Here is a 15,133-nt window from a genome sequence, read left to right on the forward strand (position 1 = left end):
GAGGAACCGAAAGCTCTCCGGGCGCGTCAAAATTCATGAGTGCAGAAGAACATGGACCGGGGGGAACATGAATCGTTGTGTCGGGCAGAGCACCCAGTGGAGAAATGGTGTCGCGCCGATGAGTTCGGTCGTGGCACGAAAAAATTCGAGCAGGCTAGCGGCTATGCGTAGCGGTCGCAATGGGGGAGTGGCGACAGAAGTTCCACCGGCTCGGGAGTCGCCCGAAGACGACTCCCGTCCGGAGTGAATCCGAGATCAGGGCAACTGCGAGGCAGCGTCAGAATCGAGGAACCATCGGGTGGCAACCAAACCCTTTGCGCCAGCACAAGGCCAGTCGACGGCGGCCGCGCCGCCAACGGCAGCAGCAACAGCTTCAGCCTTGGCTGCGCCGGAAATAAGGAGCCACACTTCCTTAGCGCGCTGAACAGCGGGCAGAGTCAGAGTGATGCGGACCGGCGGGGGCTTGGGGGAATCCGTCACCGCTACGACAAAACGAGACTCTTCCCGAACAGCGTCGGTGTGCGGGAACAGCGAGTTGATGTGTCCCTCGCCGCCCATACCAAGCAGGTGCACATCAAATGTGGGGACCTGCTTGCCGTGCGCCTGCGCGCCCAGCAACTGCTCGTAGGCTGTTGCCGCGCCATCCGGATCGCCGTCGTAGATACCGTCGGACGCCGCCATCGGATGTACCCGATCCGGATCGACCGGAACATGGTTGAGGAGCGCCTCACGCGCTTGAACCTCGTTGCGCTCCGGATCGCCGACCGGGAGGAAACGCTCGTCGCCCCAGTACAGGTCGATCTGAGCCCAGTCGATATCACCAGGTGTCTTGCGCAACTTCTCGAGCAATGCGATGCCGGTTCCGCCGCCGGTCAGAACGATGGACGCTACGCCACGAGCCTTCTGAGCGTCGACGATGGTTGTGACCAAACGCGCGGCAGCTGCATCGACCAGCTGACCGGAGTCCGAAAACTTCTCTACGACAACATCACTCATATGTCACCTTCTCGAGGCCGGCCAGTGCCTCTTCGTAGATTTCGTCAGGATCGAGTCGACGCAGTTCCTCGGCGAGGCAATCCCGAGTCTCCCGGCGGCCAAGGGACACAAGCGCATCCGGCTGACCCGTCCGGATCAGCGTTGCGGTGGTGCCTTCCTGCGGGCGGCTGATGGAGATGCTGCGCGTCTCGAGCTTCAACTCCACATTCAGCGCACCGGTGCGGCGGTACACCGGAACTCCGGTCTTTGCCGCCAGCCAGCCCGCCAGAATATCCAGTGCCGGTTCGGTTTTCAGGCCTGATACCACCGCGGAGGTGACATTCTCATGCGGCGGAAGATCGAGCGCCGACGCGAGAAGTGCACGCCAGTACGTGACGCGGCTCCACGCCAGATCGGTATCCCCGGCGGTGTACGACGCGAGACGCCCCTTGATGGTGGCCGTCGGATCAGGTGCGCCGGTGGCGTCGGTGATACGACGGACTGCGAGCTTGCCCACCGGATCCTTGGCCGGAATCGCGGGAGCCTCGAGCGGCCACCATGCGACAACCGGGGTATCCGGCAGCAGGAACGGGATGACAACACTGCTCTCGTGATCCGCCAACGGACCGTAGAGACGGAGCACCACAACTTCCGAGGCGCCGGCGTCGCCGCCGACCCGGATCTGAGCGTCGAGGCGCGGCTCACTCTGCTCGTCGCCGCGCAGCAGCACGATGACGCGACACGGGTGCTCGCGGCTTGCTTCGTTGGCTGCCTCGATCGCTTCTTCGGCGTTGCCGGTGTCGCGGGTGCAGACAACAAGAGTCAACACACGACCCAAGGTGACGGCGCCGCCGGTCTTACGAACCTCGACCAGTTTCTTACTGACCTGGACCGTGGTGGTTGACGGCAAATCGAGAATCACTAGGGTCGCCTCCATTCGCGTCCGGTGCGGTTCAACATTTCGTCGGCAGACTCCGGCCCCCAGGTGCCGGCCTCGTACGGGTCCGGCTTGCCGCCGGCAGCCCAATGTTCGAGGACGGGATCGAGGATCTCCCAAGACAATTCGACTTCGGCGTTCACCGGGAACAGTGACGGTTCGCCGAGCAGGACATCGAGGATGAGCCGCTCGTACGCTTCGGGGGACGACTCGGTGAAAGCCTGGCCGTACGAGAAGTCCATGTTGACGTCGCGTACTTCCATGCTCGATCCCGGAACCTTCGATCCGAAGCGCATGGTGACGCCTTCATCGGGCTGCACCCGGATGACCAACGCGTTCTGGCCGAGATCGTCGGTCATGGTCTTGTCGAACGGTAGGTGCGGCGCCCGCTTGAACACTACGGCGATCTCCGTGACCCTGCGTCCCAGACGCTTACCGGTGCGCAGGTAGAACGGAACACCAGCCCAACGTCGAGTATCGACCTCGAGGGTGATGGCTGCATACGTCTCGGTGATGGAATCAGCTGCGAAGCCGTCCTCTTCGAGAAGCCCGACAACCGGGAGGCCGCCCTGCCAACCGCCCGTGTACTGGCCACGGGCGGTGGTCTCGTCGAGAGGTTCCGCGAGCCTGGTGGCGGAGAGGACCTTGATCTTCTCCGCTTGCAGGTTGAGTGGCTCGAAGCTGATGGGCTCTTCCATCGCAGTGAACGCCAGCAGTTGCAGCAAGTGGTTCTGGATGACGTCACGAGCGGCGCCGATGCCGTCGTAGTATCCGGCGCGACCACCGAGACCGATGTCCTCGGCCATCGTGATCTGAACGTGGTCGACGTAGTGCGCGTTCCAGATCGGATCGAACAACTGGTTCGCGAAACGCAAAGCCAGAATGTTCTGAACCGTTTCCTTGCCAAGGTAGTGGTCGATACGGAAGACCGTGTCCTCGGGGAACACCTTGTTGACCACTGCGTTCAGTTCACGAGCACTCTCGAGATCGTGACCGAACGGCTTCTCGATGACAACGCGTCGCCACTGGCCTTCTTCGGCCTGGGCAAGCCCGGACGACGACAACTGCTCGAGAACCTGCGGGAAATCATCCGGCGGGATCGCGAGGTAGAAGCCGTGATTGCCACCGATGCCCCGCTCGGTGTCGAGCGTGGCCAACGTGTCGGCCAGGTTCGTGAAGCCCTCGGAATCGTCGAAGTTGCCCTTGACGAATCGGATGCCGTCCGCCAGCCGCTCCCACACGCTCTGACGGAACTTGGTGCGAGCACCGTCCTTGACCGCTTCGAGGACGACGTTCGCGAAGTCCTCGTCCGTCCAGTCGCGTCGGGCGAACCCGACCAGAGCGAATCCGGGCGGCAACAGTCCACGGTTGGCGAGGTCGTAGACGGCGGGCATGAGCTTGCGCCTGGCGAGGTCGCCGGTGACCCCGAAGATCACCAGGGCACAGGGCCCCGCAATGTGCGGAAGCCGTTTGTCGGTGCTGTCCCGAAGGGGATTCACCCAATCTGATGCCGCCGCGGAATCGCTCACTTAGCTCAGCTCTTCTGGGTTGCTGCGCGGAGCTGCTCGGCAGTCGCGTCGAGCAACTCGTTCCACGACACCTCGAACTTGTCGACGCCCTCGGTCTCCAGGACCTTGAACACGTCCGGGAGATCGATGCCCACGGCTGCGAGCTGATCGAAGACTGCCTGCGACTCCTGAGCGGTGCCCGAGATGGTGTCACCCGTGATCTCGCCATGGTCGGCAAGAGCGTCGAGCGTCTTCTCCGGCATGGTGTTGACCGTGTTGGGTGCTACCAACTCCGTGACGTACAGGGTGTCCGGGTAGTCGGGGTTCTTCACACCCGTCGACGCCCACAGCGGACGCTGCGCCTTGGCGCCGTCAGCCAGGAGTGCCTGGAAGCGCGGCTGCACCTCGAAGACCTGCTGGTACGCGTTGTACGCCAGACGAGCGTTTGCGAGTGCAGCCTTGCCGCGAAGCTCGAGAGCCTCCGGCGTGCCGATCGCCGTGAGGCGGTTGTCGATCTCGGAATCCACACGGGACACGAAGAACGACGCAACCGACTCGATGGACGAGATGTCGCGACCCGCAGCCTTCGCGGTGTCCAAACCGTCGAGGTACGCACCCATGACGGCTTCGTAGCGCTCGACCGAGAAGATCAACGTGACGTTGACGCTGATGCCTTCACCGATCACCTTGGCGATGGCGGGAATGCCGGCCAGCGTCGCGGGGATCTTGATGAGGACGTTCGGGCGGTCGACGATCTTGTGCAGCTCGATCGCCTGCGCGACAGTCGCGTCGGTGTCGTGTGCCAGACGAGGATCAACCTCGATGGACACACGGCCGTCGACGCCGTTCGACGCCTCGAACTGCGGAGCCAGGATGTCGCACGCAGCGCGCACGTCATCGGTGGTGACTGCCGTGATGGTGGCGTCGACATCGGCGCCGCGCTGAGCCAGTTCACGAACCTGAGCGTCGTAGTCCGAGCCCTTGGACAGTGCTGCCTGGAAGATCGACGGGTTGGTGGTGACACCCACGATGGACTTGGTGTCGATCAGGTTCTGCAGGTTTCCGGACTGGATGCGATCTCGCGAAAGATCGTCAAGCCAGATGGAAACTCCTGCAGCGGAGAGCTTTTCGGTGTTCACATTCTGAGTCATCGAGATCATCCCTTCACAGCGGCGAGGGAGCGCTTCGCAGCTTCGACAGTCTTGTCGGCCGTGATGCCGAACTCCCGGAACAAGGTCTTGTAATCGGCGGAAGCGCCGTAATGCTCGAGCGAGACAGCCTGGCCGGCGTCTCCGAGGATGCGCCACCACGGCATCGCGATACCGGCTTCGACGGACACGCGGGCACGGACGGCCGGCGGAATGACCTCGTCGCGGTATGCCTGATCCTGCTCGAGGAACCAATCAAGGCAGGGAACCGACACAACCCGCGTTGCGACGCCCTGAGCTTCGAGGGTTTCGCGGGCCTCGGTCGCGAGGTGCAGTTCGGAACCGGTGGCCAGCAGAATGACCTCGGGAGCACCGTTGGCGGCGTCGGCGAGCACGTATGCGCCACGCTTGACGCCCTCGGCTGCCTTCTCCTTGGTGCCTTCGAGAACCGGGACATCCTGGCGGGTGAGTGCCAGAGCGGTCGGGCCGGTCTTGTGTTCGAGCGCTGCCTGCCATGCGAACGACGTCTCGTTGGCGTCACCCGGACGAACGACGGAGAGGTTCGGGATGGCGCGCAGAGCCGCGAGGTGCTCGACCGGCTGGTGCGTCGGGCCGTCTTCGCCGAGTCCGATGGAGTCGTGGGTCCAGACGTACGTGACCGGCGTCTTCATGAGAGCAGCGAGGCGAACAGCCGGACGCATGTAATCGGAGAACACCATGAACGTTCCGCCGTAGGGGCGGGTCGGGCCGTGCAGCGCGATGCCGTTGAGGATCGAGCCCATCGCGTGCTCACGGATACCGAAATGGAGCGTGCGACCGTACGGCTTTGCGTTCCAGTCGTTGGTGGAGATGGAGTACGGACCGAAGGAGTCAGCACCCTTGATGGTCGTGTTGTTGCTGCCGGCGAGGTCGGCCGAACCGCCCCACAGCTCGGGCAGGATCGGGCCGAGCGCGTTGAGCGCCGAACCGGAAGCCTTACGAGTCGCGACGCCCTTGGCATCGGGCTCGTACGTCGGGAGAGCGTCGGCCCAGCCGGCGGGGAACTCACCGGCGAACAGGCGGTCGAAGAGTTCCTTACGCTCGGACTCGCGCGCCGCCCACGCGTCGAACTCGACCTGCCACGCCTTGTGTGCGTCGGCGCCGCGGGAGACGACCTCACGTGCGTGAGCCAATGCGTCGGCGTCGACGTCGAACGACTTGGCCGGATCGAAGCCGAGAGCTTCCTTGACAGCCGCAACTTCGTCGGCGCCCAGAGCGGAGCCGTGAACGTCGCCGGTGTTCATCTTCTTCGGAGCGGGGAAACCGATGATCGTGCGGAGCAGAATGATCGACGGACGATCGACTACGGCCTTGGCCGCAGCGACTGCGTCGAGAATGCCCGAGACGTTCTCGCCACCCTCGACATGCTGAACGTGCCAGCCGTATGCCTCGTAGCGCTTGCCGACGTCTTCGCCGAGAGCGATCGCTGTGTCGTGCTCGATGGAGATCTTGTTGTCGTCGTAGAAGACGATGAGGTTGCCCAGTTCCTGGACACCCGCGAGCGAGGATGCCTCGGACGTGACGCCTTCCTCGATGTCACCGTCGGACGCGATCACGTAGATGTGATGGTCGAAGGGGGAAGAACCGACCGGGGTTTCCGGATCGAACAATCCACGCTCACGACGAGAAGCCATTGCCATGCCGACTGCGGACGCGAGGCCCTGGCCCAGAGGACCCGTCGTCATCTCGACGCCGACAGTGTGACCGAACTCCGGGTGGCCCGGAGTGAGCGCGCCCCACGTGCGGAGAGCTTCGAGGTCTGCCAATTCGAGACCGTAACCCGAGAGGTAGAGCTGCGTGTACAGCGTCAGAGACGAGTGGCCACACGAAAGGATGAAGCGGTCACGCCCAACCCATTCCGCATCCGACGGATCGTGGCGCATGACACGCTGGAACAAGGTGTATGCCAACGGCGCCAAGCTCATTGCGGTTCCGGGGTGGCCGTTGCCGACCTTCTGAACCGCATCAGCGGCGAGCACGCGGGCGGTATCGACAGCCTTCGTGTCCAGGTCGGTCCAGTCCGAGGGGTGGACTGGTTGTGTGAGGACGTGGATCTCGTCTGTGATCGACACTGGCAGATGTCTCCTGACATTGTGTACGTGGATTGCGAGGGGAGAGGTGTCCCTCCGCTGCGTCACCTAGCCTAATGGTCCTGGCTGTCCGGGTCGATTCGGTTCCACGATGGCCGCGGTCTACCATCGTCCGTAGTAGAAAATGCGATAGTCCAGAAAAAGTGTCAGCAGTGTGTCGTGAAGAGATAGTGCGGTAACGCGTGGTGCAAGGAGAGAACGTGCGGACAGGGCAACAGCCGAGCGGACATGGCTTCGGCAGCCCCGGAGCAGCCCCACGGGCGACCAATCAGAACACCGTTCTGGGTCGCGCTTTGGGAAAGGTTCTGGCGTACATCGCGCTCACGAAGCCGCGAGTCATCGAATTGCTACTGGTGGCAACAATTCCGGCGATGCTCATGGCAGATCGCGGAAACGTCGACCTGTGGCTGGTGCTGAGCACCCTCTTCGGTGGATGGATGGGCGCTGCGAGCGCGAACTCCCTCAACTGTGTTGTCGACGCGGATATCGACAAGGTCATGAAGCGCACGGCCAAGCGTCCGCTGGCCCGTGAAGCCGTCCCGACGCGCAACGCGCTGGTCTTCGGCCTTGTGCTCGGACTGGCGTCGTTCCTGTGGCTGTGGTGGCGCGCCAACCTGCTGGCCGGTTTCCTCGTTGTCGTCACCATCGCGTTCTACGTCCTGATCTACACCATGGTGCTCAAGCGTCGTACGTGGCAGAACGTCGTCTGGGGTGGCGCTGCCGGTTGCATGCCCGTCTTGGTCGGTTGGGCTGCCGTCACCGGTTCACTCAGCTGGGAACCGTTTGTTCTGTTCCTGATCATCTTCTTCTGGACGCCGCCCCACACGTGGGCTCTCGCCATGCGTTACAAAGAGGACTACAAGGCAGCCGGCGTTCCGATGCTCCCGGTCATCGCGACCGAAGAGCACGTCACCAAGCAGATCTTGTTCTACAGCTGGGCAATGGTTGTCACGAGCTTGATCCTCGTTCCCGCAGCCGGCCTCGTCTACGCGATCGTTGCTGTGCTGGCCGGTGCCTGGTTCCTGCTTCTCGCACACCAGCTGTACCGCGGAGTGCGCGGCGGCGCTGAGGTCAAGCCCCTCAAGCTGTTCCTGCAGTCCAACAATTACCTGTCTGTGCTGTTTGTCGGTCTGGCTATCGACTCGGTGCTGGGACTGCAGACGATCAGCGAAATGTTCAGCTGATTCTGCTGTGCGCCTTGATTAACCGCCCGCGGTTAATCAAGGCGCACAGCACATAGCTAGGGGATCAGCACTATCGATCCCGTAGTCGCCCGGCCTTCCAGATCTCGATGAGCCTGGGCGGCGTCTGCCAACGGATACTGCGCGCCGACCCGAATTTTCAAGGTGCCCGCAGCGACGGCATCGAAGACGTCTCCGGCTCGCCAACGCAGCTCCTCGGGCGTGCGAATGTAATGAGCCAGGGTCGGTCGCGTCAGGAACAGTGAACCCGAGCTGTTGAGTCGTTGCGGATCAACCGGTGGCACTGCGCCACTGGCGGCGCCGAACAAAGCGACGGTCCCGCGGATTCGCACTGACGCAAGACTTGCATCGAACGTCGTGGCCCCCACCCCGTCGTAGGCCACAGCGACACCTTCGCCGCCGGTCAGCTCACGTACCCGGGCCGCGATGTCGTCCTCGTACCGCAGAACTTCCGACGCACCCGCCTCGCGGGACAGCTGCTCTTTGGCATCCGACGAGACCGTCGTGATGACCCGAGCGCCGAGAGTCACCGCCATCTGCGTGAGGATCAGTCCGACGCCGCCGGCACCGGCGTGTACGAGAACAGTGTCACCCGCTTGGATCGGGTAGGTCGATGTGGAGAGGTAATGCGCGGTCATTCCCTGCAGGAGCGCTGATGCAGCGACGGAGGCAGGAACACCATCGGGAACTTTTACTGCGACAGTGGACGAAACAGCCACCTTTTCGGCATAACTTGCGGTTGCCGCCGCCCATGCAACCCGCTCGCCGACGGCGAACTCCGTAACCTCGGAGCCGACTGCCTCGACGATTCCGGTTCCCTCGTCGCCCGGGATGTAGGGGAGATCGCGTGCGTACATTCCCATTCTGAAATAGGTGTCGATGAAGTTGACGCCGATAGCGTCGGTGCGGACGAGCAGATCGTGTGCACCGATCGTGGGTTCGGGTTGTTCGGACAGTGTTAGGACGTCTGGTCCGCCGGTCTCGGAAACATGGATGGCTCGCATCTTTTCTGTTCTACACCTGAGGCCTCGAAGACTCAGCCCATGCCTCATGTTGCCTGCGGACTACCGACCAGTATTGTCGAGCTATGAGCACCGATACCGAGAAGTCGGACGCCACACCGTCCGCGACCGCGCCGGAACTTCCGAAGTCGACGGTCAAAGCGATCACCAAGTTCGTCGCCGAACACGGCGGCTCCGCCAGTGCTGTGATTCAGCCGGTCGGCATTGTCGGCGTGCGCATCACCCTCGTGGGTGCCGACGGCATTCTCGGTGACCAGGTGGTCAAGGATCTGGCTACGGCAAACGCTGTGGTCGCGTCTTTCGACAACGTCACCGTCGCCGAGTGGGAACGCGAACTGACGAGCGTCGTCACGCCGGCCGACGGCCACTTCAAGAAGATGGCCGGGTGGGTTGCCCACCAGACACGCTTCCCGAAGGCCCGCAACGGCGCCTGAGTTGATGATTGCGCCGAAGTCCCACACCTGAGGTGGGACCTCGCCGCAATCTGCTTGTCTAGTCGGTTTTATCGAGCCTGAAACTGGCAGCTTCCAGCGCGAGGCGCCGCACTTCGACTAGAGCTCGCTCGTAGATCACCGTCCCGATGAGCATTGTCTCGATAGCAGCAGTGCGATCCGGCATCGATCGAGCGTAGTGAACTTCGGCTTCGGCAGTTCTGTCGACGAAGTCTGCGGACGCGTCGAAATCCGTTGGTGCTGCGGGGAAACCGAACCGACGTAATGTCGCGATGAGTTCCGCGAGTCGGTACGGGGCCGGAGCGTCGTCCTCAATTCTCCAATTCCTGGCCTTCAGCCACGCCTGCACCTCGTCGTACGCTGCTCCGATATCGGCGGACGGGTTGTCGGTGGGAATTTCGTCGAGGCCGTGCATTACCGCCCCGAATGCGTCGTGTATCGGGGTTGTTTCGTCTTCCATCGCGGCCAAAGTGGCTCGCACTTTCGAGATCGACAGCCCTCCGATGTCGATCAGGGAACGTATCAATCGCAGGCGTCTCACGTGATACTCGCCGTAGTCGGCCTGGTTGGTGGCTGATTGTCGACCACTGGTGAGTAGACCCTCGCGCAAGTAGTACTTGATCGAAGCGATCGATACTCCACTTCGGGCGCTGAGCTCCGAGATCCTCACAGTTCTACCCTTGACTTCACGCTGAGATAGTAGCACTATCCGTTATGGATAGAGATGCTATCCATAACGGGCATGAAACTGCGAGGCGAGGCTTCTCATGAATGGATATCAAGTGCGGAATGGCCGATACACCGCGGACGCCGACGGAGATTTTGTCGTCTTCCTCATCGGAATGAGATTCAACAAACTCTGGAAGATTCACAAGTGGTTCGGGCCGTTCCTGGCAATGCCTCGAATGCTCCGCGAACTACAGCGATCGCCGGATAAGGGCATGCTCGGAGCACGGATGTCCTGGGGTGGGCGCACGATAACCGTGATCCAGTACTGGCGAAGCTTCGATCACCTCGAAGCATTCGCGAAGAACCCGAACGATCCACATCTGCCGGCGTGGAGAGCATTCAACCGAAGCGTCGGGAAAAGCGGTGACGTGGGTGTTTATCACGAGACCTACCGCGTCGGCAGCGGTCAGCACGAGTCGGTGTACGTGAACATGCCCGTCATGGGATTGGCCGAGGCCACCGCCTCCGTGCCGGTGGGGAAGCGGCGCGACACCGCACGGGAGCGGATGCTCGACTGACCGGCAGGAAAGTTTCAGGCCGGCACGGCCGATGTCGCCGGAACGTCCTGCCTGATCTTTCCCGCTGCCCACACCGCAGCCGTTGCCGCTGTGCACAGACCCGCGCCCGCGACATGCAAGATCACGAGAATCTGCGGTACATCGGTGAAGTACTGAACAACGCCGATCAACGCCTGGGCGACAATCAGGGCCAACAGAACGTGCAAGCGCTTCTTGACGGCCGCCGATGTTCCGACCGCGTACAGGCCGAATGTCAGGCCGACGACCAAGGCCAGATAGCCGACAAGCAGCTGTGAATGCAGATGGACCAAAGTCACGATCTCAACCTCGAGGCGGGGAACCGTCCGGTCGAGGCTCTTGTCACCCGCGTGCGGCCCGGCACCCGTCACGAGCGTTCCCGCGACCAGAACGCCGGCAAGCGCCACACCGCTCAACGCCGCGAGCCAGCGCAGCGGTTTCGGCATCACGATCAGAGTGGTCGCGTCATCAGGCTCGGCGATCTTCGCGTACATGACTGTCGCGATCCACACCATCAACATCGACGCGACCAAGTGAATGGCAACCGTCCACCACAGCAACCCCGTGAGGACGGTGATTCCGCCGATGATTGCCTGAATGACAGTGCCGAGCGGAATCATCCACGCGTACACAAGTACCTCGCGGCGACGACGCGCACGCGTCACAGCCAGAACAATCGCAGCCGCGACAATCACGACCACAAACGTGAGCAGCCGGTTTCCGAACTCCACCACTTGATGGATGATCGCGACCTCACCGTGGCCGACCGGAACAAAACTGCCCGGGAAGCACTGCGGCCAGGTCGGGCAACCCAGCCCCGACGCAGTCACACGCACAACCGCGCCGGTGACTGCAATACCGCCCTGGGTCAAGATCACGATGAACGCGATGATCTTCTGCGTCTTCAACGAGGGGAGAGGCAGTCGATCTACCAAGCTCAAAAATCCGGCATACACACGATTCACCACGCCACGATCGTAGTTCCCCATGAACTACGCAGCGTAGTTGGGGCAGCCCGCTCCGCGTCTGCCCTCCGTAGTTGGGGCAGCCCGCTCCGCGTCTGCCCTCCGTAGTTGGGGCAGCCCGCTCCGCGTCTGCCCTCTGTAGTTGGGGCAGCCAGCCAGCCGACCGCCCTAGTGGAGAAGGTTGTCGGCACCCCTCACTACGATTCCCCGAGTGACCGATTACGACGAACTCGACATGTTCGGTGGCCTTGACGCCTCCACCCTCCCGCTTCGCCAGCAGCAGATTCTCGCAACGATCCGGGACTGGGCGACAACGAACGGATCCGCGCCGAGCACCCGGCAAATTGCGGACGCGGTAGGTCTGCGGTCGACGTCATCGGTATCCAAGCACCTCAAGAGTCTCGAGGAAAAGGGATTCCTCCGCAGAGGCACGGCCATGGCTCGGCAACTGGACGTGCGGCCATTCCTGGTCGGAGTCAAGGGGAGTTCGTCGAACAACAGTGTCGAGGTGCCGGTAGTCGGCGATATCGCGGCCGGCGCACCGATCCTCGCAGAGGAGCACACGGACGAGGTTTTGGAACTCCCGCGTGAACTCGTCGGCTCCGGAACTGTGTTCGGGCTTCGGGTGCGGGGCGAGTCGATGGTGGACGCTGCGATCTGCGACGGCGACGTTGTTGTGGTGCGCCGCCAGGACGAGGCCCATTCCGGCGAAATTGTCGCTGCGATGATCGACGGTGAGGCCACGGTGAAGGTTCTCAGGCGCCGTAACGGCCACGTTTATCTCGAGCCCCGAAACTCGGCGTACAAAGTCATTGATGGTGATCAGGCAGCGATCCTCGGCAAAGTGGTTTCAGTGATGCGGCGTATCTGAGTAGAAGATCTGGCGCGGTGTCTATCCATGGTGAGCGGCCCGAGTGCATACGAGATCACTGGTCGGGCGCGAAATGCCCAATTTCTCGGCGATCGCGGAGTTCGCAATCGATTGATGGATGCACGACTTCGTTTGGGTTCCCGCGAATTGCTTGAGTAGCTAACCGCACAGTCGGAGCACTTTTCGGGCTGTCATCTGTCGCACCCGTCAGAGGACTCCGATGGAGAGGAGCCATGCCACTGCCATGCGGATTATGGCAGCAAACGGTGGGCCGACGAATAGTTCCAGATCCAACATTTCAACATCGCCTCCGTATCTATCGGCAGTACCCACCAAGCCAGCATGGAGCGTTGTTCAGAATCCACACCCGGACGTCTTCGGGAATGAGTACGGCGGGCATGAGCCACCAGATTAGCGGAAAGTCCATCATGATCCCTCTCGTCAGTCTTGCCGGACATCCTGCACCGCGAAAACCCTCAATGATCTCGGGATGGGTACCCGATGCGCTCGGCAATCAGACGCTGAGAGGAGCGAAGGCGCGGGGACAGCAGGGAATGTTCTGCTGACGGGCAGTTCGATCGCTGCGGTCGGACTCGTCGGGGCGTTCTGGTGACGGAGGGCGATCCTGGACGGCGTACTGGCGCCACCGCTCTCACGACGGACGTAGCCCCGTTCGGACCTGATGCGTCGCGGCAGTCACAATGCTGCTTGTCACCTTCAATCAGGCCTGTTGGCTCAAGTCCTCTTCATTCCTCGAGGCTTCTGATGTTGTGCGGCAGTTCGATGTCGGATGCCTGGCATTCTCCGGAATGTAGAGTTTCCTGAGTTAGTTGAACGAAGGGTTATCGGGAAAATGGCACAGATCAGTGCGGCTGAACGGATTGAACAGGAATCGCAGAACCTCGGTGTCAATGAGCGTCTTTGGTTTGACGTGCAGGGGAATGTCGTCGGACGCGAAGCGGACCCGGAGGCTTCCGGCCCGAATCCCGATAACTATGCGGTGGAAGTGGACGCGGCGCTAACCGTTCATCGAGCGCAGGAGTTACTTGATGTCTATGAAGAGGTGACCGGGCTGGGGATGACCGGAACAGACCGGCTCATTGCCGTAGAAGCCCTGCTCGAAATGGATGAATCTGACGCTGCTGCGCAAGTGTGATCCACTGGCTGGAGTGGTCCGAAGGTGTTATTTCGTTTGGAAACGCAGGTGCCAACGACTCGGTCAGTACGCGCGAACGCGCACAATTCCGGAGATCGTTCCCTGGAAATATTCACCCGACGCGGTGATGAGAGCCGACATCTGCAGGGTGTCGTGCACCACGGTGGCGGGCATCGTGGTGGACCCGATCTGGGTTCCGTCCTTCGAGTCGATGACGGAAAAAGAGTAACCGTCGAGAGGCGTCGTGGCGGCTGCGCCGTCTCGTGTCACTGTGTAGATGTTGCCGTCGGCCGTGGACAGATGCGGGACTGCGGAGCTTCGAATCGTGTTGTCCCACACAACGTGACAGCCAACGGGATCGATGTCGACGCGGGTCATTCCACCATTGAAGGGTGCGGTGGCGGGAACCGCCGGTCCGGCGCCTTCCGGCATGGCGGGATACGGATAGCCGTAGGTGCCGGCTACGTAGATGGAGTGGCCGATCGCGATGGGGGAGTTCTCACTACCGCTCGGTGAGCCATCCTTGCCGGCTGCGGTCAGGACAGGTTGGGAGCACACCTCGGCTCCGGTATCGGACCGAAAGACCCGAACGCTGACGGTGGGGTGAGCGTTGTCGACGATCGTGACAAAATCACTGCCCGTCGACGGTCCGAAGTATGTGGGCGTGGATCCGGTGCCCCAACTCAACTGGCCGGGGTTCCTTGCGGGGCCGCGGTCGTAAGGCTGACGCCAATCGATGGCAATAGCGTCACCCTTGCGGCTCAGTTGATACAGCGCGTGAGTGGTCGCGACGGCCGTTCCCGTGGGCGAGGTGGAAATACTGTTCTGAACTTGTTCGCCTTCGGGGAGGGTGATCGTGTGAGCGATTCGATCGGTGCCGACAACACCGACCGTGCCGTGCCCTGTTGCGAACCAGACATTGCCGGTCCAGTCCGGTGCCAGGCCGGTGACATTGTCGTCGGCTGCGACGACGCCGGAGAGGTCTATGGCATCGGAGAGTTCCAGTCGCCAGGTGCCGTCGGGGTTCTGAGCATGAGCGATGCGAACAAGTTGACGGTTGCCGTCGACGGCAACCAGACGGTTCTCGTGGTCGAGGTATGCGTACACACCACCGAGCAGGCTGCCTTTCGCCAGAGGCAGTTGTGCGATGGATCGGCCGAACGGTGACGCGTCAGCCTTGGGATCGATGAGGTGGATTGTCGGGATCTGACCGAGCATGGTGGTGCAGAGCGAGACGATCAGGCCGTCGGAACCTTGAAGGATCGTGGGGCACGCGGACATCAGGGGAAATGCAGTGACCTCGTGAGGTTCGATGCCAGGGCCGGGGAGGGGAGTGACGTCGGACGAACCCGCATCGCCGTGCATCGTCGCGGTACCGACCGGGCCGAGGTAGGGGTTGGCCGGTGCCAACGGGCCCGCTGTCGGCAATGCCGCGGTCGATGGAACGGCAGCCAGCAGCATCAGCGCACCGGTTGTGCCGAGTACTCGGAGTGCCTTCCGTGT

The 15,133-nt window shown here is 62.1% G+C and carries 14 protein-coding genes; 5 read left to right on the plus strand and 9 right to left on the minus strand.

The window, feature by feature from the left end:
* Nucleotides 1–255: 255 nt before the first annotated feature.
* From pgl to tkt, 5 genes are read right to left on the minus strand one after another with little or no spacing between them, the layout of a single operon-like run.
* Nucleotides 256–996: a 6-phosphogluconolactonase gene (gene pgl, locus ACFRFQ_RS08600; protein WP_378655667.1), complete on the minus strand. Its 741-nt coding sequence runs from the start codon at nucleotides 994–996 to the stop codon at nucleotides 256–258.
* Nucleotides 989–1,897, minus strand: coding sequence for a glucose-6-phosphate dehydrogenase assembly protein OpcA (gene opcA, locus ACFRFQ_RS08605; protein ID WP_092808104.1), 909 nt, complete (start codon nucleotides 1,895–1,897; stop codon nucleotides 989–991). Before opcA ends, pgl begins: the two co-directional genes overlap by 8 nt.
* Nucleotides 1,897–3,441, minus strand: a complete 1,545-nt coding sequence (zwf, locus tag ACFRFQ_RS08610) for a glucose-6-phosphate dehydrogenase (protein ID WP_138868518.1) — start codon at nucleotides 3,439–3,441, stop codon at nucleotides 1,897–1,899. Before zwf ends, opcA begins: the two co-directional genes overlap by 1 nt.
* A 5-nt stretch (nucleotides 3,442–3,446) precedes the next feature.
* On the minus strand, nucleotides 3,447–4,571 hold the full coding sequence (gene tal / locus ACFRFQ_RS08615) for a transaldolase (protein ID WP_378655671.1): 1,125 nt from the start codon (nucleotides 4,569–4,571) through the stop codon (nucleotides 3,447–3,449).
* A gap of 5 nt (nucleotides 4,572–4,576) precedes the next feature.
* On the minus strand, nucleotides 4,577–6,679 hold the full coding sequence (tkt, locus tag ACFRFQ_RS08620) for a transketolase (RefSeq protein ID WP_378655674.1): 2,103 nt from the start codon (nucleotides 6,677–6,679) through the stop codon (nucleotides 4,577–4,579).
* A gap of 218 nt (nucleotides 6,680–6,897) precedes the next feature.
* On the opposite strand from tkt, the gene ACFRFQ_RS08625 reads away from it, so the two are divergent.
* Complete coding sequence (locus ACFRFQ_RS08625; RefSeq protein ID WP_378655676.1) at nucleotides 6,898–7,881, plus strand: heme o synthase; 984 nt, start codon at nucleotides 6,898–6,900, stop codon at nucleotides 7,879–7,881.
* Nucleotides 7,882–7,937: 56 nt separating this feature from the next.
* On the opposite strand, the gene ACFRFQ_RS08630 is transcribed toward ACFRFQ_RS08625, so the two are convergent.
* Nucleotides 7,938–8,903, minus strand: a complete 966-nt coding sequence (locus ACFRFQ_RS08630) for a quinone oxidoreductase (protein ID WP_138868522.1) — start codon at nucleotides 8,901–8,903, stop codon at nucleotides 7,938–7,940.
* 83 nt (nucleotides 8,904–8,986) lie between these two features.
* Here ACFRFQ_RS08630 and ACFRFQ_RS08635 point away from each other — a divergent pair, with 83 nt between their 5' ends.
* The gene (locus ACFRFQ_RS08635; RefSeq protein ID WP_138868523.1) at nucleotides 8,987–9,355 is read left to right on the plus strand and encodes a hypothetical protein; all 369 of its coding nucleotides are present in this window, start codon (nucleotides 8,987–8,989) and stop codon (nucleotides 9,353–9,355) included.
* 58 nt (nucleotides 9,356–9,413) lie between these two features.
* Here the strand turns inward: ACFRFQ_RS08635 and ACFRFQ_RS08640 are convergent, their stop codons facing one another.
* Nucleotides 9,414–10,043, minus strand: a complete 630-nt coding sequence (locus ACFRFQ_RS08640) for a MerR family transcriptional regulator (RefSeq protein WP_378655680.1) — start codon at nucleotides 10,041–10,043, stop codon at nucleotides 9,414–9,416.
* Between the two features lie 97 nt (nucleotides 10,044–10,140).
* Between ACFRFQ_RS08640 and ACFRFQ_RS08645 the strand changes: the two genes are divergently transcribed.
* Nucleotides 10,141–10,620 (plus strand): DUF4188 domain-containing protein, encoded by a 480-nt coding sequence (locus tag ACFRFQ_RS08645; RefSeq protein WP_378655683.1) that lies wholly within the window; start codon nucleotides 10,141–10,143, stop codon nucleotides 10,618–10,620.
* 14 nt (nucleotides 10,621–10,634) lie between these two features.
* Here ACFRFQ_RS08645 and ACFRFQ_RS08650 read toward each other — a convergent pair whose 3' ends face one another.
* Nucleotides 10,635–11,627 carry a heme A synthase gene (locus ACFRFQ_RS08650; protein ID WP_378655685.1) on the minus strand — a complete coding sequence of 331 codons (993 nt, stop codon included), beginning with the start codon at nucleotides 11,625–11,627 and terminating at the stop codon, nucleotides 10,635–10,637.
* 187 nt (nucleotides 11,628–11,814) lie between these two features.
* Between ACFRFQ_RS08650 and lexA the strand changes: the two genes are divergently transcribed.
* Nucleotides 11,815–12,474: a transcriptional repressor LexA gene (lexA, locus tag ACFRFQ_RS08655; RefSeq protein WP_378655688.1), complete on the plus strand. Its 660-nt coding sequence runs from the start codon at nucleotides 11,815–11,817 to the stop codon at nucleotides 12,472–12,474.
* Between the two features lie 853 nt (nucleotides 12,475–13,327).
* Nucleotides 13,328–13,630 carry a hypothetical protein gene (locus ACFRFQ_RS08660; protein WP_378655691.1) on the plus strand — a complete coding sequence of 101 codons (303 nt, stop codon included), beginning with the start codon at nucleotides 13,328–13,330 and terminating at the stop codon, nucleotides 13,628–13,630.
* Nucleotides 13,631–13,693: 63 nt separating this feature from the next.
* Here the strand turns inward: ACFRFQ_RS08660 and ACFRFQ_RS08665 are convergent, their stop codons facing one another.
* Nucleotides 13,694–15,091, minus strand: coding sequence for a hypothetical protein (locus ACFRFQ_RS08665; protein ID WP_378656300.1), 1,398 nt, complete (start codon nucleotides 15,089–15,091; stop codon nucleotides 13,694–13,696).
* Nucleotides 15,092–15,133 lie beyond the last annotated feature (42 nt).

The organism is Rhodococcus sp. NPDC056743 (assembly GCF_042790355.1).
In the GTDB taxonomy this organism is placed as follows: Bacteria; Actinomycetota; Actinomycetes; order Mycobacteriales; family Mycobacteriaceae; genus Rhodococcus_F.

What these genes read in the sequence shown, in the direction of transcription:
- ACFRFQ_RS08650 (WP_378655685.1), bottom strand. Translation starts at nt 11,627, where the DNA reads ATGGGGAACTACGATCGTGGCGTGGTGAATCGTGTGTATGCCGGATTT.
- pgl (WP_378655667.1), bottom strand. Translation starts at nt 996, where the DNA reads ATGAGTGATGTTGTCGTAGAGAAGTTTTCGGACTCCGGTCAGCTGGTC.
- ACFRFQ_RS08645 (WP_378655683.1), top strand. Translation starts at nt 10,141, where the DNA reads ATGAATGGATATCAAGTGCGGAATGGCCGATACACCGCGGACGCCGAC.
- ACFRFQ_RS08660 (WP_378655691.1), top strand. Translation starts at nt 13,328, where the DNA reads ATGGCACAGATCAGTGCGGCTGAACGGATTGAACAGGAATCGCAGAAC.
- ACFRFQ_RS08630 (WP_138868522.1), bottom strand. Translation starts at nt 8,903, where the DNA reads ATGCGAGCCATCCATGTTTCCGAGACCGGCGGACCAGACGTCCTAACA.
- ACFRFQ_RS08635 (WP_138868523.1), top strand. Translation starts at nt 8,987, where the DNA reads ATGAGCACCGATACCGAGAAGTCGGACGCCACACCGTCCGCGACCGCG.
- ACFRFQ_RS08665 (WP_378656300.1), bottom strand. Translation starts at nt 15,091, where the DNA reads ATGCTGCTGGCTGCCGTTCCATCGACCGCGGCATTGCCGACAGCGGGC.
- tal (WP_378655671.1), bottom strand. Translation starts at nt 4,571, where the DNA reads ATGACTCAGAATGTGAACACCGAAAAGCTCTCCGCTGCAGGAGTTTCC.